This window comes from Virgibacillus pantothenticus (assembly GCF_018075365.1).
Classification (GTDB): domain Bacteria; phylum Bacillota; class Bacilli; order Bacillales; family Amphibacillaceae; genus Virgibacillus; species Virgibacillus pantothenticus.
The window spans coordinates 742,411-759,732 of sequence record NZ_CP073011.1 but is presented as its reverse complement, the minus strand read 5'-3'; the positions used below and the strand labels follow the sequence as shown (position 1 = coordinate 759,732).

Sequence of the window (17,322 nt, the reverse complement as noted above, 5' to 3'; positions counted from 1 at the left end):
GTATACACAAGAAAGAGTTCTAAGACATTTCTGAGAATCTTTATTCCTGATACTGTTTATTTCAATATCAAAAGGCAATTCCCTTCTACTGATTACATTTTTTCAGAAAAATTCATCTCAATATATATATAAATAAAAAAGCAGTAGGATATTTCCTACTGTTATTCCCCACTCGTTTCTTGGTGTAGCGGGTCTCCACTCTGGTATTCTAATTCCTGCACAAGCATACAAATCTCAAAAATTTTCTCACTCTGTAAGATATATTCACTTAATATTGGTTCAATGACCAACATTAAACGGTGATAATCGTAGAATGTTTGTTGGTGACATAAAACATTAAATTTTCCAACATGTGCTGTATTTTTACCAATAAAATTCTTCTCTGTACGGGTGATATATAAGAAATACATATAATCTTTATCCGTATGAGTGACCCAACTAAAGCGGATATGCCTACCTATGGTAATAACATAATCATTATGAATGACCTTTACATAATCCGGGCTTTTCTTTTTGTCTTTTCCCTTTATCATTTGATTATCCTCCCTATTCTTTAGTAAATATTTACATATATTTAATTAAATGACCGTATGTTCTTTCCTTGTTTTTTATCAAAATAAAAGAGACGGTTTTTTCCGTCTCTTAGTGCTGCTATATACGATAATTCTTCTAGTGCTTCGGACATTTCACCACTATCCTACCTTTTCTTATTTCATAAATTACGAATATTAGTATGAGATAATTTGGAATACTGGCTCATCATTACCTTCAATAAAATAGCCATTAAGTTCAGTTACTTTACCTGCAAGCCCACTTTAAGTCTCTCTGTGTTAGCCATGAATATTCCTTGACAGGATTTACAACCTCATGAATAAACGCTAAATAATACAGGCAATTTTTATAGTTAAGTTTTTTAATGTAGTTTTGTACTTTCACGATATCCTTCTTGAAAGGATCATCATTAGTATCGTACTTATATTTCATTTCAACTACTGCTAAAATATCCACCACATCATTCCTTAAATGCCCATTTAAGCCGGGTTCTTCACATAACTGTGCTATGACTAAATCTGCCCGTAAGCCGTCATGATAATATTCTGTATACATTTTCAGCCGATTTACTTCTAAAAACCTGTCAGTTAACTTGTTTCTTAGGTGAAAATAAAACGAATTCTTCAATGTATCTTCCTTAAGTAAACTAAAGTTTTCATAGTCGGACTTTATATTATTGCACCAGATTTCTTTTATAGCGTTATCTATTGTCTTTATCGTATCAACATTCATTTTTTACCCTCATTTTTCACATTAAAATTGTTGCTAATATCCATAATTAACTGCTCATAAAAGGATTTACCCCATAGATATTTATCTTTGTCCCTTAAACAGAATTCTTTAGGAGCGGAAACTGAAACGGCATTTATATAAGCCTTGTAATCCTCCCATAATCTATCTGAAAACTTTCGGTCTGTTAAACTATGAAATTTGTATCCCTGTTCTTGAAGAACATCACATACTCTAACATCATACACAGTAAAAGAGTCAGGAAATAATACAGTTAAAATAGCAGTAGCCATCGGCAACCTGAACCCGCAGTTTGCCATTAAATATTTCATTCTTTGCTTAGAATCATTCAATAAATTAACTTCAGTTGTAATTATTTTTACAGCCTCTTGTAGACTTGGATACCCCATTTCTAATAAGCGTTTCGCAACTTTCGATTTGGAACGATTTGATTTCCAAATGACAATTAAGAAAAAATCAGGAGCACTTAAAAATCCTTGTTCTTTAAATGTATTATGTACAGTGCCGAATAGGTATTTCTCAATATCATAAAGTACTCTAAAATCTAAATCTATGAACTCCATATCTTTATATGGCGGTTTAGGATTATCATCTTCCATAAACTCATTGAATTCTTTTACGACCTCTTTTGGTGCATTAGTCTTTAGGTGGCAATTACCCGGTTCTCCAATAAAATATGGAGATTCTATAAAATATGGTTTCTTACTTACCAAATGGAATCACCTCAATAAAATTAAGTCAGCAATTTTATTCTAATTTTACCACAGTTATCTTTCTATTATTTTACAATTAATCTGCAATCAGGGTTCTTTAAGTCAACTAAGAAGGAACTAGTAGATTTTTACTGTATAATGTTAATTGGTTTTTCTTTATTTCTAAGGGAGATGGTTTATATTGGACAGCAGAAGAGAGGATATTATTAGAACTTTAGCCAGTAAATATTTTTATTTTTTAACTACACTAGCCTATCATGATACGCTCTTTATGAAAGGAATTCATGAAGGTAAAGGTAAGTTTCTTGCTAACTTACATATCTATTTAGCCACAAAGGACTTGCCAAAGAAGTGGAATGACAAGCGATATTCAACTGACTTTACAACTCCTGCAGCATTAGAAGTGTTAAAGACTAACACGGTAACTGGGTTAGAATACGAACACCTTATACCTAAGAAAAAATACATACAAGATATTTGTGAACAAAAAGCAAAAGACGGAACTTTAACAGAGGATTTTATTAGGAGTTTATTAGATCGATATTTATGGACAGCGACAGTAACTTCACAAGAACACAAATTATTATCTAGAAGGATAATGCCCTTTAATTGGGATCAAGAAAATATAAATGCTAGATACGAAGTAGCGGACATTACACTAGTTCCTCATAAGAAAGACTATATATCTTAGGATGGGTATTCTAAGCAATAACCAAGCGATTGGGATTATTTAAGGCTCTAGTGAAAACGTAACTCACTAGAGCCTAATTCTTGCATCAATTTTAATTAGTAACCTGACCCACTCTTTGTCTAGGTTTTCAGCCCTGCTGAAATATCAAGTTTGTTCTTTTCCAGTTCTTCAACTTGATTTCCATGTTCCTCTACACTTTCGGTGTTATCTTTAATAACATTCACGTCTGTTTCTCTATCACCTGTGTTAATGATAATAGTTCCAGAATCGGTATTTTCAATGTTAATTGTATTATTATCCCCATTAACGTTTATTATCTGAACTTTTTCCTCTTGCGTATTCGGTTCATCAATAGGTACGAGAGGCAATAGAATGGTCATTAATACTGATATTTTAGTTAGAATATCCCAAATATATTTTGTATCGACCACATGGAAGACTGTAACAATATGCATACAATATGAAATAATCCCTTGAATTACTTCTTTGATTTCCTTGTCATTTATATTCTCTTTTTCAGAAACTGATGAACTACTGTCTAATTCGTCATATACCTCTTGTAATTCTTCAACCATTTCCGAAAAAGTACTTGAGTTAATACCTAAATCTGAAATCTTGTTAAAAAGTTCACTCCATCTATCTTGGTGCTTTTGCAATATCTCAAAGGTTGAATTATTCATGACTTGAGTTATACTATTTTGATAATTATCTATTCCAAGATTACTTATTGCACTAGTGATCCCCTGATACTTCTCTAATCCCGTAGATATTGAGTTATCTACTAGCCTACTCCAAGTATCTTGATGCTTTTGTATTGCTTCAAATGCTGAGGATTTAAAAATTCCATTTATAGTACTTTGATGTTTAACTAAATTATCAAATGCTGTGCTATGCATTACACTTGCAACACTCTGGTACTTTTCCAATCCAATTGCAGCAGAATTCCCTATTAATCTATTCCAAGTATCTTGTTGCGTTTGCAATTCCCTAAATGCCGAATTATTCATAATGGAGGCAATCCCTTGATAACGATCAAATCCCACTGTCGCTGAATTGCCTATTAATCTATTTATATTATCCTGTTGTCTTTGCATCGCCTCAATTGCAGGACTTCTTAAAACCTTTTTTATTATGTCTTGCTCTTTTTGAAATATCTTAAAAGCAGAAAGATACTCATTATCCATTAAACCACTCTCCCTGAAAATTCACTTGATAACATCTTCACTACTTCTCAATAATCTGCGAAAATTATTCAATCACGAAAAAAAATCAGAGAAGGCGGTAGTACACCACTCCCCCTGATTATGATTATTGCAATTGAGAATATAAGTATTCTCCTAGTCTTTCAGTAGTATCAAGAAGAAAGGAAGTTTCTTTTACTAAAACTAAATAGCGCTCACCAATTTTTCTAAAGCCTTCACCGGTCTTTTCAATATACTCTTCGTCGATTTGACCATAATTGTGTTCCAAAATGTGGCGTACTTGAAACAACCTTATTACTTCTTTAAATATATCTTCCCCAACCAGTTCTTCAAGATCTATATCAGTGTGGCTAGTTAATTCCTTATTAAGGATAAAAAGATTTTGAAAAGGACTTCTCTTCTTTGCTAAAGGTGTGGGTAATTTATCCCTAAGTTGTTTACCTAATCCATCAAATTTAGAAACTGTATTTTTAAATATCCCTTCAAGCACTTCTTGTAAAAAGTCCTTATCTTCTATTTCTAAATTAGTATATGCTTCTAATTGTTTTTTAAGAGAATCCAACGACTTTTTAAATACTTGAAACGTATTACTCTCCCCACAATCAGGGCAATACGAAAAAACTGAAAAAATAGCATACTCTAGTTCACATTTATCACATTTCGTATTAGTTTGTAGTTGTTGTTCAGAGTAATGCTTTAAAGGCAACCTTTTTAATCTATCATTGACTTTAAAAGTAACAAATCCTTTTCTATTTCCTCTTTCAAGTGATTTAAATGATTTATGAACAAGTTTCCCTATTTCATTTACTACTATAGATTGAATGTACTCAACTTGAGCATTAGTGAAAAATTCATCAGTGCTACTTCTAATGCCACAATAAGGACACGTCATAAGATCTGAATCTAACCCTGTTCCACCTTTGACTTTAAAATAGCCTTCACATTCAGGACATTCCCTCCCGTACATTCCATTCTCGTCAGTAAACACTTCAAATTGCAACTCCAACTTTATACACCTACCTATGCATCAATTGGCCAATCTTTAAATTGTTCCTTTGCTTCCTCAACAAAAGCATTGGTCAAAAACTTTAATTGTTCAGGCTTTATTTTATTTTTCATTAATGTAGCCTTTACTGCGAGATTAACTTTTGATAAGATATCTTGGCGGTGTGGATTGGTCCAATCAACTTGGAATTCCTTTTTCATATTTTTTACAACTTGATGGACTAAATCTGCCATAAACTGATTGTCGAATGTAGCGTTTTCCATATTTGCGATAATTTCATAAAACGCTACTTCCTCTTCAGTAAGCCCTAAATCCATTCTTCTCTTTGTCTCTTCGTCCAAGTTATTTCTCATTTCTACCATAAAACGGATGACATCTGCTGCTGATATTACTCTGTTGTGATACTCTTCAATCGTTTTCTTTAACATTTCACTCATCTGTTTACTTTTTGGATTTTTCTTCTTAAACTTAACCTTAATTTCATCCTCCAAAAGTTGCCTCAACAATTTCAATCGTAAATCTATATGGGGTTTTTCAACTAACCCTGCCAAAAAGGCATCATCTAGTACTGATATATTTGGCTTTTCGATTCCTGCAATTTCAAATAAATCCAAAGCACCATATGAACTTACACTTTCATTTACTATTTGTCCTAGTTTCTTTTCATAATTATTATCGTTCTGGCCATCTCCTCCAATTGGTTGAGATATTTTGCGCAGTTGTGTCTTAACAATATCATATAATAAGACTTCTCCTGAAACTGCAGTAACAGAGGAGAGGTGAGAAACAAGTTTATGGGATTTAGCAAGTTTTACCTGTGCTTCTAAAAATACTTTTTCTTCACCACCTAAAAAGTGATTAACCACCTCTGCAATAAAATCTTCCCGTTCTACTTTTGGCAATGCTCTCCACTCATTTAAAGACAGATTATTGGGGTATAGATCTTGGGGAATTAATCCTCTTACATCTTGTAAAAATCCCCAAAACAAACCTTCTGCTTGCTCTATGTCAAAAGTTAAATCTCCTTTACCACCACTGTCTGTATACTTCTTAGTCGCTTCTTTCAGTTGAGTTGCAATTCCAATAAAGTCTACTATCGTTCCACCTTGTTTACCGGGAAAAACACGGTTTACACGTGCAATTGCTTGCATAAGATTGTGCCCCTTCATCGGCTTATCCACGTAAAGATAAGTTAAAGGCTTTGCATCAAAACCAGTGAGCCACATATCACGGACGATAACCAGTTTGAGCGGGTCCTTTGGGTCTCGTAATTTCGCTTTTACAGCCTCTTGCTCCTCTTTGGATTTTATATGGGAGTAATCACTACCCTCTTGTTTTTGTCGCCACTCTTCTGGGTCCTTTGATACATCACCAGTCATAATAATTTCAACTGGTGGACAATTTGGTAGATTACGCATTTCATTATAAAGAGCAACACAGTTTTCACGACTCATACATACAATCATGCCTTTTGCTTCAGGTGTTACTGTTTGTTTTTCACCGAAATGATCAACAATTGTTTTGGCTAATTCCTCAACACGTTCCTTAGTTCCAGCCAACTTCGCGAGAGCAGCCCATGCCCTACGATGTTTCTCAAGTTCGTCATTACCTTCTCCAGTTCCTAACTCTTCAATTTGACTATCTATATCGTCATTAGTAATTCCTAGTCTTATTAAGCGTGACTCATAATAAATTGGAACAGTGGCATTATCCTCAACTGCCTGAAGCATATCATAGGTATGGATCGTATGACCGAATACTTCATTCGTACTTCTTCCTGCGAAATCAACTGGGGTACCTGTAAAACCGATATGGCTGGCATTTGGTAAAGCCGTTTTTATATGGCCTGCATATCCCGCATCATTATATTGAGTTCTATGGGCTTCATCTGCTATCACGATAATATTCTCCCGTTCAGAAAGAACTGGATGAACACCTTCGGACTCTTTCAAACGAAATTTTTCGATAGTGGTAAATATTATTTGACCAGATTCATTTTTTAGAAGTTCTCTTAAATCGCTAGCAGAGTCAGCCTGTTTCACATGACCTACAAGAGATTTCCCCTCAACAAAAGTGTCATGTAATTGATTATCTAGATCGGCTCGATCCACTTGAATCACGACAGTTGGATTTTTCAGATCACTATGGCGAATTAAGATACCGGCAAAGAATAACATTGATATTGATTTACCTGATCCCTGCGTATGCCAAATAACTCCAATTTTTCTATCTCCATCTGGTCTTGTTGCTCGAAGAGATTCTTGTACAGCAAAGTTAACACCAAAGAACTGATGATACTTTGCTCCAATCTTTACTTTTGTTTTACCATTGTCCATAAAGACGATAAAATTACGAATATAGTTTAGTAGGCGATCTTTTTGAAATAAACCTTCTATAAGGGTTTTTATTTTATTAGCGATATTGTTGTCTATCCTTACACCATCAATAGATTTCCAAGCAGCAAAAAACTCGATTGGTGCAAAAGGCATTCCGTGTAATGTTGTTGTACCGTCTGAAATAACAGAAAACGCATTATAATTAAATAGTTGGGCTATATCGTAGGTGTAATTTCTAACTTGAGTGTAGGCGTCCTGAACTGTGGTATTTTCAATATAAGGGCTTTTTAATTCAAAAAGTATAAGCGGTAATCCATTAATATAAACAATGATATCTGGGCGTCGAGACATTCTACCTTCGATAGCCAATTGATTCATTACCACAAAATCATTTTCTAAAGGCTTTTCCCAATTGATAGGGGAGATATGATAGAACTGATCTTCATCATTCTCTTGCTCAATTTTAAAATCTATCCCTTTTGTTAACACTTCATGAAATCGTTCATTCCGTTGTTCAACTGTAACTCCGTCAACATTAGTAATTTGAGATATCAAAGCAGGCATATGTTCTTTTGGAAAGGTAGGATAAGTATCAAAAAGATACTTTTCCAACCTTTTCTCCATTACAACATCTGCTAATGACGGACGTGAACCCCACTCATAGGCGGGAATATATTCATATCCTAAATTTTTTAGCCTCTCTATTGTTGTTTCCTCAAAATCGGATTCATAAAGACGGCTCCGGTTTCTCATTTAAAATAACCTCCTTTACTTTTTCTGTTGCTTCTAAAAAGTCAATTTCCCCCAAAATAAGTCTAGGAAGAAGGAAATCTCGAGTTTCCCTCAAATAATAATTTGCTATATTATTTGTCTTAATTAATTCAAACCATTTCACTGTAAGTTGATTAAACTTATTCATTACTTCTGGTTCAGGTAATTTTACTTCATAGTCCAAGATTGACTGATTTTGGACTCTTTGCCTTCCAGAAGTGCCCACCATGCTCTGTTCTGCATGCCTTCTAAAATCTTCATCTCTAGTAAGACAATATATATATTGAGTACATGAAGATTCTAAAGGCCTAAGCACTAAAAATTCTGTAGACCCTCCACCTATTTCTCCTTCTTTAAGGAAGTCTACTATAGCAGTTTTACCATTTTGGAGACAGGGAGTAATTCTCGCAAACAAAACATCTCCATTTTCAAATTTTGTCCCAGATGAGAATTCCTTATATTGGACATCTTCATACTGAACACTACATGAATTAGTAGGTAATGCTTTCATATCCACAAAACTTACATTAGTACCCTTTTTCAAAGAAATTCTAGGATTTAAAGTAATTAAATCACTTAATTTAGACTTTAATGTTCTCTCAGTTTTAAACCAATTTTTAAATAGTTGGAACGCCATTTTTTCTAAAGTTATATTTATTTTGTTATTTAAATCTATTTTTCTCTCTAGAGATGAGATTATTGTTACAATTTTTTCTTGAATACTTCTAGGTGGGAGTACCAGTTTAACTTTTTTTAAATCCCTAATCGGTAATTGTGGCTGTGCACTTCCAGAAGTCATAGATAGATATTGTGTTTTTAATATAGGGCTTTTTAAAAGGTAGTAGAGGTATTCAGTTATGATATCATCATCAAAATTTCTAAGAATAACCATACCTGAATTAATTCTAGCGAAATCATATCCTAAACCTCTATGAAAGAGTCCCACATTACCTACAGAACCACGAGTAGTTATAATAATATCATCAAATTGAATTCTACCTTTTCTGAGTAATGAGTCCCTTTCTCTTGTTATAAATTCGGCTTCTTCTAGTGATATTTTATCCCCAAGCAAATTTTTATTATTAAGAAAAGGACAATAACCGTTTGACTTAAACTCGCTTTTCTTAGGATAATTCTTCCCTCTGTCACCATCAATAATTTCTATATTTGTTTCTTCTAATTTTTTTATTGTCCAACCAAGGGAATTTATTTTCTCTAACGAATTCAAACTATTCCCTCCAAGTCTTTCAGTATCTTTTCTTGAAGTCGACTACTCTCCGAAAATTGATCACGGAGGTCAGAAATAAGTTCCTCCATCTTTTCTTCAAAAACTGTATTGTCTTCATCTAACTTTTTTGTCCCAACATATATTCCGGGAGTAAGTTTATAGTCATTATCTTTTACCTTTTGAATATTTACTACCTTTGAAAAGCCCGCTTCCTCTATTGAATCAGTATTATTATTGCGATAGTTATGGTAAGTACTCGCAATTTTTTCTATTTCCTTTTCAGAAAGTGCCTTTTGGCTCCTACTAACAAGTGATCCCATTTTCCGGGCATCTATAAAAAGGATTTCATCTAACCTTTCTCTATAGCCATTGGATCCATTTCTATTTTTACTTAAGAAAAATAAACAGCATGGGATTCCCGTTGTGAAAAATAGTTTTTCAGGTAGTTGAACGATACAATCGATATGATGATCATCAACTAATTTTTGACGAACTTCTTTTTCACCTATTGTGTTTGTCGTCATAGCACCATTAGCCATTACATACCCTGCTGTTCCGCCTTCTTTTAAGTGATAAAGAAAATGTTGCATCCACATATAGTTAGCATTGGCATTAGTAACTGGACCAATTAAACGAGGGTCATCCTTTGAAATTCTCTCTGCTCCCCACGTATCAACGTTAAAAGGTGGATTAGCAATTACATAATCAGCCCTTAAGTCTGGATACTGATCATTTAATAAAGAATCACCAAGTCGAATCTCTGCGTTTATTCCATGAAGTAGAACATTCATTTTTCCTAATCGTAAAGTTGTTTCTACATTTTCTTGGCCGTAAAATGACAATGCATTTCCTCTGTCTGAATATGCTTCTGATTGGATAAACATTCCTCCAGAACCACAAGCGGGATCAAACACTGTTCCCTCAATTGGTTCCATCATAGCAACAAGAAGTTTTACAATTGATGAAGGTGTGAAGAACTCTCCACCTCTGTTTCCCTCACTAGAGGCAAAGTTTCCAATGAAATACTCATATGTACGGCCTAATACGTCGACACTATCTTCATGACGTGCACTAAATACATCTCTTGAGAATATTTCAATCAGACCTGCTACATTTTCTGCTGGTAAGTTAGAACCTTGAAAAATACGTGGCAAAATCCCTTCCAATTCAGGGTTTTCTTGCTCAATCAATTTCATAGCATTATCTAAAATACCTTTAATGTTACTGTCATTAGCCTTTTCTACTAGATAAGACCATCTTGCTTCTTCTGGAACCATAAATACATTTTCTGATTTGTATTGGTCTGGGTCATTTAGAATACTTTCTCTTACTTCTTGGTCATCTGAATACCAAATACTCTCTGGATCATTAACCATTACTTCAACTTGCTCTCTTCGCTTATCAAAACGTAATGATACATACCTTAGAAATATCAATGGTAATACATAATGTTTATAGTCTGATGGAGTGATACTTCCTCGCATCCTAGTTGCAGCATCAAATAAGTCTTTCTGAAAATCTATATCTGCTTTTACAGCCATAATATTTTTCCTCCCGAACTAAAATACAATTTCCAACTTTATTCCTATTTTATCATAAACTTTGTCGCATAATATAACAGTTTTAATAGCCGTGTTATCATCTAACACATAATGTTAATAATCCTGTTACACTAGTTGTAAAGGGGCTTTCAAAACAGCAATATAAGAGAAGAATCAAGTACTACAAGTACTAATATCCAGTATGCACAAAATTGATTTTAGGGCGGATTTAACTCCTAATTTCGAGGCTGATTCTAGTATAACTTGATGACAAGGAAACCCTGCTAATATTGTGATTATTATACGAAGGGGAGTAGATGCATGGACTCTAAAGCAAATGTTTCTTTTGAACACCTTTTAGAGACAATCATTAATGATGAACTTTCTTTATTAGTTAGAACCTTACACGAGCATAAGCAGAATTTAACCAAAAATTACTTAACCATCAAGGAGGTTTCCTCCATGACTGGTATCGGCACTTCTGTAATCCGTCAACTAACTCTTTCCAGAGCAATGCCGCATAGAAAAGTTAAATCACGAATAATTCTGGATGAGAATGAAATTAAGGAAACAATTTCCGACTATATAAAGTTAGGCTGGACTGATCCTGAAAATAATTGGGATGTAAAAACTGTTCAATCGGAAATTGCTAACTTTCATAAAAAAAAGGAGGAACCGATAATGATTGATGAAATACTTCGGAAGATAATAAGAGAAGAATTAGCCAGTTTTTCCAATGAGATTAAGACCATTACAAAAAAAGACAAGGAAAGATACTACGGGAGAACTGTTTTAACTATAAAAGAAGCGGCAAACCACTTTCGAACAAGCCCTAATACGATTTATAGTTTAATTAAGGATGATGGCATGCCTCATTTTAAAATTCATAGTAGGCATTATATTGTCCTTGAAGAGGCAGAAGCATATTTATGGAGAGAAACTGCGAAATCTTATTCAGACGAAGGAAATATATATTGGCAAAGAATTTTACAAAGACTTGATTGGGAAGAAAGAGAGAGAGATGCTGCATACGAGAAGGCACTGAAAAGGCTAGAAGAAAGTACTTATTAGTGTTTATGGTTACGTTTTATAAGATGATCATACAGCAAATGTTAGAAAGAGCACATTACTTTACTAGAGGAATGTGCTCCTTAAACTATCTCCCATTTTTCTTAATTCATATTCTGAAGAGAAAGTTGTTCTTGTTCCTCTATAGGTGAATAAAGATTTACATTAAATTTGTTAAGTATTTCTATTGTCTCTTTGCTAAGAGGGGTAAGACATGCGATGCAAAGAAACTCTTTCGGTCTACTAAATGCTACATAACCTAATCTACATTTATCTTGCTGGTCGAGAAGCCTATTTTCTTTATCATCCTCTAGCCACATTAAAAGTTCCTTTTCATTTTTTGCTACAACTAGTACTGCATCGGCCTGCAGACCTTTGGATTTATGGATCGTAAGAAAAGAGTCTTGGTATTCATTTGATTCTTTAGCCATCCCCTCATCATTGGCAGTCATTCTATTTGAGAGTTCGTCTACGAATCTTTTTGTTCTTTCTTTTATATTGAACTTAACTTCCTCGCCTGCCTCTTCCCTCTTACGATTAAATGTAGTCTCTACGAAATCTACAAAATCCTCCAAATCAAAGTCTATATTGTAATTTATCTCATATAACAATAATAGACATTTCTTTCTAAGTTCAATTTCATCTAATTCTAATACTATGGGTAATTGATTTATTTTTATGTTGTAAAAGGCTGATAAATACTCATAAATGCATGTGAACAACGGTAAATTTTCTTTCGATTTTTGGTTGAAATCAACCTTTCTATAACTTTTGTAAACTTTGTTTTCATGTGCTAAAAAAAATCTTGTTCTAGGTACCTCTTTACAATAATTGTGGTTTACACATAAATTGTTAAAATCAGATATAATTGACTTTAATTTATTTGATTGAATGAACATAATTGGATTCTTTGAAGTAATTTCTTTATTTGACCATTCTTGTTGTATACTACAATGAAAATGGTTGATAAAATTCACAATTGTTTCACTAGATCTGTAATTATAATTCAATTTACTAATAGAATAAACTTTCTTTTTTTGTAGGGCATCTATTGGGTGCAAAGGAACTTTCTTAACTTCTGTAGAGCCCTTCCTTTTTCTGGGCTTGTTCCTAAAATTCATTATGCGTTGTTCTGGATCACCAACCAGTATTACTTCAGAATTTTTCCCCTTCCTTAATGTATCAAAAATTTCAAACTGGGTACTTGTTGAATCCTGAAATTCGTCTACAAATAGATATCTTATGCGGTTGCAAAAACGATTTTTGACTTCCTCATTCCCCAATATTTTTTTCGAAAGAGTAACTATATAATCGTAGGTAAGGACTCCTTTCTCAGAAAGGTACTAACTATCATATTTTTTTCAACAAACTTATTCTTCGACGATTTGTTAACCTTAATTTCATAATCTGTAATAATCAATTCATTTGGTACTAGTCCTAAAACCTTCCCATAGGGTTTTATTAGAAACTTGATAAGGAAACTATGTATTGTTCCTACGAAAATATTAGGTTGAACTGATACTTTTTTTTGCAATCTTTCTAAAATCTCATTTGTGGCAGAATTCGTATAGGTTATAACTACCAAATACTTATCATTAGGTAGTATGTTTGCCTTTTGAATTATTTGCTTTATTAACTCTGTGGTTTTACCTGATCCAGCAGCAGCAATAATCAACGAATTACTTAGTTTTCTCTTCATTTTCTTCCCCCATTATAAATTTGAAGATAGAAACTATATAATCAGGAATTTTGAAGCCTGTACTATCTTTTAACAATTCCTCATGTAAAGCAAATGCAAAATCAGATTTATCATTTTCAATATTTTCGAAGTAAGTGTTGATATTAATCTGATTCTCCCAATTTGATTCTACTTCTTTATACTTAATTGGATGGAGTTGTTTAAATACCCTTAATAACAACTCTCTTCCCTTGCCCTTCAGGTTATACTTAATTAGTTCCTTCTCAAAGGTATCATCGTTGATTTCGACAGCAATTACGTCCTTATTAGCCTTATAGTGCTCTTTAAGTTTTTCAGCCCTTTTTTCAGTTTTCTTTCCTGCATCTCTATCAGTTAATACACCACACTTAATAAAATATCCATTTTTAATTATTTCCAGAAAATGCTTAAAAGCAACTCCATTAACGTTGATTATATTGGAACCAATACTCTCTAATGTTTTTTTAGCATGTAATTCAAAAAACAGTGGAACTAATATTTGTTCGGATGTGCCCTCAACAAGTATAAGTCTTCTTGCATAAAACATTGATGAATTAGTTGCATCTAAATATTTTTTCAAATATTTTATATGGTCTTGTCCTTCTTTTTTATTTGAAAAGCCGTCAAGGATATAATGATATTTTATTTGTTCCTTATCCCTATAAAGGATAACAAGGTTATTTAGATCAATAGAGGTAGTTATGTTAGTTGAATGAGACGTTATGATAATCTGGGTATCCTTCTTTTCTTTCTCTTTTTCTTCGTCCTTTTCAACCTCTTTGTTCTCAAGATTAATAACTTTACTTAAATTTTTCGCCAGATGTGTTTGTAAATGTGGATGTAAATGTGCTTCTGGTTCTTCAATACCAATTACTCTAAATGCCAATTTGGTTTTTTCATCCGTTTGAGAGGCTAAATGTGAGAGCACTAGAGAAATAAATAATAAATTATTTTTACCTAATCCATTTCTTTCAATTGAAACAGGATTCTCACCGTACACAATACTCAATTTCTTTAATATTTCATTTACCTCTGGAGAAGAAAAGTTAAAGTCAATACTGTTTAACTCTGTTGGATTAGATAAAGAAACTCTATCTAAATATGCAGTTAGTTCTCTTTTAATTGTATCTAATTTTTTATTTTCCCTTAATTTCTGATTAAGGTCGCCAAGTAGTGATTGAATCTCAATAAAATCATTTTCATAATTTCTATTTAAAATACGATATAATAATTTGTATTCTCCATTTGCGACTAGTTCCTTTTTAGCATCACGTAAAGCGTCAAGGACTTCTAATTTCAGCATTTTTAAGAAGTATGGATCACATTTATTTGTTGGGTTATTTCCGCCAAAAATTACATATTCGTATTGATCAATAGGAAATTCAACATGATTATATAATTCTTCCTTTTTTATCTTACCCTCGGTTAACAGTTCCCTCAAATTCGCTACTTGTCTCTCAACCCATTCTTGTCTTTTAAAACCAGTCCTTGGTTTAAACCAGTAAGTAAGTTTAGCCTTAGTAAAGGTCTTTTCATAGAACCAATCACCTACGACTGCAAGTTGTTCCTCATCTAGTTCATCAAAAATTAATTCTACCCTTACATCAGGATATTTTATTTTTGATTCGTCAATGATTTCTTCATCTATAAGATTTACAATAGACTTTTTAAAAGTTTCTTTTGTTTTAGAATTAATGTCATCCACATCTAAAAACCTTTTCTTAAACATTGTAATATCTTGACTTAAGACCAAACCAATGCAATCAATAAGATTGGATTTTCCGATATTATTTTCGCCAATAATTGCAGTAAATGGTTTCAGCGGTATAGAGAATTTCCCATCACCGAAATTTCTATAATTCTTTACACTTAACTTTGAAATATACACGACTACTAAACTCCTTAATAAAAATTAATTTATATTATCTATGTAGGAATTCTACAAGAAATGACAAAATCCTCCATTTCATTTAAATTCCCTAATTCATCACAGATTCCTCATAAAAAAACAGTAGGTTTCCCTACTGTTTGAAATCGTGATCAGTCTGTAAAATGATTCGGGAATAAGTTAACTTTGTATTAAACCCGTGAAACTATCCTAATCTGTCTTTAGTTTATTATTTCTATCTGCATTATTTCTTTTCCTATTTTTTACTTAACATTTCTTTTTGGTAAACAACTATGCCGTTTATGTAATAAAGTTCTTCCAAATTGCAGTAATACTTGTGTCCATCCTCAACAGAGATTTGAACAGGATAATGTTCATTTAACTTATCTACTTTTACATCAATAAAACCATAAACTCCTGAATGGACAATGTCACAGATATCCTCAACATAGAAGTTTCTAAGAACCATTATCAAATTCCTCTTACTAAGAATGAATTCTTCTATATCACGACCATCATAAAGTTCTAATAGAACAGTATTACCTGTTGCATGGGTTATCGTTACCCTAGTTGCACCATTATAAAAATCATTAATTTCGATTAATTCTTCTACACTTAATTTAATCAATATTTCCACCTCCATTTACCGTTTACTTCTACATAGAAGCGATGATTACTGCATTTTAATAACTAAATTTTTATCAACATATTCGAATGTTAAGGCATATAAAGAGACAAGGGTTTCACTCCTCGTCTTTGTCCAAATAAATAGGATTCAATTTTTCAACTTGTTTAAAACACTCGAAAATCGCATCATCAACTAGAATATACTCGCTCAGGACAGCATCTATATTTTGAGTAAGATCTTCAAAGGTTGCAAAAGCAATATCTCTAATTTCTGTATTAAAAACTTCAATTAAAGAATTTTCTTGATTAATTTTTGCTTGCCTTTTATCAAACACAAATAAAAAGTACTGATATTGAGCGAACCCCTCGTATTGCTTCCAATTAATTCTTTTAAAGCGTGTAATAATAAATTGGTAATCTTCGTAATGGAATTCAATAATTTCATTTTCCATTGGTTTTCTTGAGTGATTTGTTTGCTGCAAGTGTATCTCCTCCATTATCTTATGAAAATTTATACATGACGACTCTTCAAGATAATGAAGTTAATTCCTTGATTTTCAGGGGCAGAAATATAGAAAAAGAAATGGTTAATGTGGTTATATTACCTATATGTCTATCGTTGATTAGAAAGGCTATTTAGCCTTAATTTTAGGGTAATAAATCTAGGTACTAATCACAGCAGAAAATTAGTCGAATGATATGGGGATGCTTTTATTAACACATATTTTTTACACTAAAAAGGGTATTGGCTTTATCCACCAAATACCCAAAATAGTCCTGCTATTATTAAGCCAATATATCCGATTCCGGAAAACCAAAACCCTTTTCTAAGAACTTTATATTTCATCGTTGCAGTTTTAGATAAAAAGTAGTTCTGTTCAATCACTTTTTCTAACAAGTCTTCTTCCTTAATTTGCATTACTTCTGTCAGATATTGCTCTTTATCCATAGAACTAACATTTTCCCAAAATATTAGCCCTTTTGAATTCTTTGCTGAAGTTCTTGGGTATACAACCAATACCGCAAAAAATATTGCGATCAGTAACAATATACATGATATCAAAGTAAAAAAGTATTTTGTCTCAACCAAGTTGTTAGTCAGATAGTTAAAGAGTATTCTAATAATTAATCCATTGATTGTAATAATTGCAAGTGCTTTTGCATCTGCAAATTTAATATAATCATTTAGGTATGAGTTATGATGCTTAGCAAAGTCTACTTTTTCCATTCTT

16 protein-coding genes and 1 pseudogene are annotated in these 17,322 nt (G+C 32.7%); 2 read left to right on the top strand and 15 right to left on the bottom strand.

The features are described 5' to 3' along the window. Positions 1 to 161: 161 nt before the first annotated feature. From KBP50_RS03755 to KBP50_RS03745, 3 genes are all read right to left on the bottom strand, one after another. The gene (locus tag KBP50_RS03755; RefSeq protein ID WP_050350061.1) at positions 162 to 533 is read right to left on the bottom strand and encodes a hypothetical protein; all 372 of its coding nucleotides are present in this window, start codon (positions 531 to 533) and stop codon (positions 162 to 164) included. A gap of 265 nt (positions 534 to 798) precedes the next feature. Further along, positions 799 to 1,284 carry a hypothetical protein gene (locus KBP50_RS03750; protein ID WP_050350060.1) on the bottom strand — a complete coding sequence of 162 codons (486 nt, stop codon included), beginning with the start codon at positions 1,282 to 1,284 and terminating at the stop codon, positions 799 to 801. After that, positions 1,281 to 2,015 (bottom strand): hypothetical protein, encoded by a 735-nt coding sequence (locus KBP50_RS03745; RefSeq protein ID WP_201778437.1) that lies wholly within the window; start codon positions 2,013 to 2,015, stop codon positions 1,281 to 1,283. The genes KBP50_RS03750 and KBP50_RS03745 overlap by 4 nt, the downstream gene beginning before the upstream one ends. A gap of 181 nt (positions 2,016 to 2,196) precedes the next feature. Here KBP50_RS03745 and KBP50_RS03740 point away from each other — a divergent pair, with 181 nt between their 5' ends. After that, positions 2,197 to 2,706 (top strand): hypothetical protein, encoded by a 510-nt coding sequence (locus tag KBP50_RS03740; protein ID WP_050350059.1) that lies wholly within the window; start codon positions 2,197 to 2,199, stop codon positions 2,704 to 2,706. A gap of 119 nt (positions 2,707 to 2,825) precedes the next feature. Here KBP50_RS03740 and KBP50_RS03735 read toward each other — a convergent pair whose 3' ends face one another. From KBP50_RS03735 to KBP50_RS03715, 5 genes are all read right to left on the bottom strand, one after another. Beyond that, positions 2,826 to 3,890, bottom strand: coding sequence for a hypothetical protein (locus KBP50_RS03735; RefSeq protein WP_050350058.1), 1,065 nt, complete (start codon positions 3,888 to 3,890; stop codon positions 2,826 to 2,828). A gap of 124 nt (positions 3,891 to 4,014) precedes the next feature. Further along, entirely contained in the window at positions 4,015 to 4,914 is a 900-nt protein-coding gene (locus tag KBP50_RS03730) for a hypothetical protein (protein ID WP_050350057.1), read from the bottom strand. A 14-nt stretch (positions 4,915 to 4,928) separates the two neighbouring features. Next, on the bottom strand, positions 4,929 to 8,003 hold the full coding sequence (locus tag KBP50_RS03725) for a type I restriction endonuclease subunit R (protein ID WP_050350056.1): 3,075 nt from the start codon (positions 8,001 to 8,003) through the stop codon (positions 4,929 to 4,931). Continuing rightward, entirely contained in the window at positions 7,978 to 9,249 is a 1,272-nt protein-coding gene (locus KBP50_RS03720) for a restriction endonuclease subunit S (RefSeq protein WP_050350055.1), read from the bottom strand. Before KBP50_RS03720 ends, KBP50_RS03725 begins: the two co-directional genes overlap by 26 nt. After that, complete coding sequence (locus KBP50_RS03715; protein ID WP_050350054.1) at positions 9,246 to 10,790, bottom strand: type I restriction-modification system subunit M; 1,545 nt, start codon at positions 10,788 to 10,790, stop codon at positions 9,246 to 9,248. Before KBP50_RS03715 ends, KBP50_RS03720 begins: the two co-directional genes overlap by 4 nt. Before the next feature lie 321 nt (positions 10,791 to 11,111). Here KBP50_RS03715 and KBP50_RS03710 point away from each other — a divergent pair, with 321 nt between their 5' ends. Beyond that, the gene (locus KBP50_RS03710) at positions 11,112 to 11,861 is read left to right on the top strand and encodes a helix-turn-helix domain-containing protein (RefSeq protein WP_050350053.1); all 750 of its coding nucleotides are present in this window, start codon (positions 11,112 to 11,114) and stop codon (positions 11,859 to 11,861) included. 101 nt (positions 11,862 to 11,962) lie between these two features. Here KBP50_RS03710 and KBP50_RS03705 read toward each other — a convergent pair whose 3' ends face one another. From KBP50_RS03705 to KBP50_RS03675, 7 genes and pseudogenes are all read right to left on the bottom strand, one after another. Continuing rightward, a complete protein-coding gene (locus tag KBP50_RS03705) occupies positions 11,963 to 12,979 on the bottom strand; it encodes a 3'-5' exonuclease (protein ID WP_210967618.1) in 1,017 nt (338 codons plus the stop codon). 45 nt (positions 12,980 to 13,024) lie between these two features. Then, positions 13,025 to 13,141, bottom strand: a pseudogene (locus tag KBP50_RS22730) (UvrD-helicase domain-containing protein); the annotation flags it as partial. Between the two features lie 20 nt (positions 13,142 to 13,161). Continuing rightward, positions 13,162 to 13,557, bottom strand: a complete 396-nt coding sequence (locus KBP50_RS03695; RefSeq protein WP_050350051.1) for a UvrD-helicase domain-containing protein — start codon at positions 13,555 to 13,557, stop codon at positions 13,162 to 13,164. Further along, positions 13,538 to 15,463, bottom strand: a complete 1,926-nt coding sequence (locus KBP50_RS03690; RefSeq protein ID WP_050350050.1) for an ATP-dependent nuclease — start codon at positions 15,461 to 15,463, stop codon at positions 13,538 to 13,540. The genes KBP50_RS03695 and KBP50_RS03690 overlap by 20 nt, the downstream gene beginning before the upstream one ends. Positions 15,464 to 15,719: 256 nt before the next feature. Further along, entirely contained in the window at positions 15,720 to 16,091 is a 372-nt protein-coding gene (locus tag KBP50_RS03685) for a hypothetical protein (RefSeq protein ID WP_050350049.1), read from the bottom strand. 115 nt (positions 16,092 to 16,206) lie between these two features. Continuing rightward, positions 16,207 to 16,572, bottom strand: coding sequence for a hypothetical protein (locus KBP50_RS03680; protein WP_050350048.1), 366 nt, complete (start codon positions 16,570 to 16,572; stop codon positions 16,207 to 16,209). Between the two features lie 269 nt (positions 16,573 to 16,841). Further along, positions 16,842 to 17,318: a Pycsar system effector family protein gene (locus KBP50_RS03675; protein ID WP_050350047.1), complete on the bottom strand. Its 477-nt coding sequence runs from the start codon at positions 17,316 to 17,318 to the stop codon at positions 16,842 to 16,844. Positions 17,319 to 17,322 lie beyond the last annotated feature (4 nt).

What these genes read in the sequence shown, in the direction of transcription:
- KBP50_RS03755 (WP_050350061.1), bottom strand. Translation starts at nt 533, where the DNA reads ATGATAAAGGGAAAAGACAAAAAGAAAAGCCCGGATTATGTAAAGGTC.
- KBP50_RS03750 (WP_050350060.1), bottom strand. Translation starts at nt 1,284, where the DNA reads ATGAATGTTGATACGATAAAGACAATAGATAACGCTATAAAAGAAATC.
- KBP50_RS03735 (WP_050350058.1), bottom strand. Translation starts at nt 3,890, where the DNA reads ATGGATAATGAGTATCTTTCTGCTTTTAAGATATTTCAAAAAGAGCAA.
- KBP50_RS03725 (WP_050350056.1), bottom strand. Translation starts at nt 8,003, where the DNA reads ATGAGAAACCGGAGCCGTCTTTATGAATCCGATTTTGAGGAAACAACA.
- KBP50_RS03715 (WP_050350054.1), bottom strand. Translation starts at nt 10,790, where the DNA reads ATGGCTGTAAAAGCAGATATAGATTTTCAGAAAGACTTATTTGATGCT.
- KBP50_RS03710 (WP_050350053.1), top strand. Translation starts at nt 11,112, where the DNA reads ATGGACTCTAAAGCAAATGTTTCTTTTGAACACCTTTTAGAGACAATC.
- KBP50_RS03705 (WP_210967618.1), bottom strand. Translation starts at nt 12,979, where the DNA reads ATGAATTTTAGGAACAAGCCCAGAAAAAGGAAGGGCTCTACAGAAGTT.
- KBP50_RS03695 (WP_050350051.1), bottom strand. Translation starts at nt 13,557, where the DNA reads ATGAAGAGAAAACTAAGTAATTCGTTGATTATTGCTGCTGCTGGATCA.
- KBP50_RS03675 (WP_050350047.1), bottom strand. Translation starts at nt 17,318, where the DNA reads ATGGAAAAAGTAGACTTTGCTAAGCATCATAACTCATACCTAAATGAT.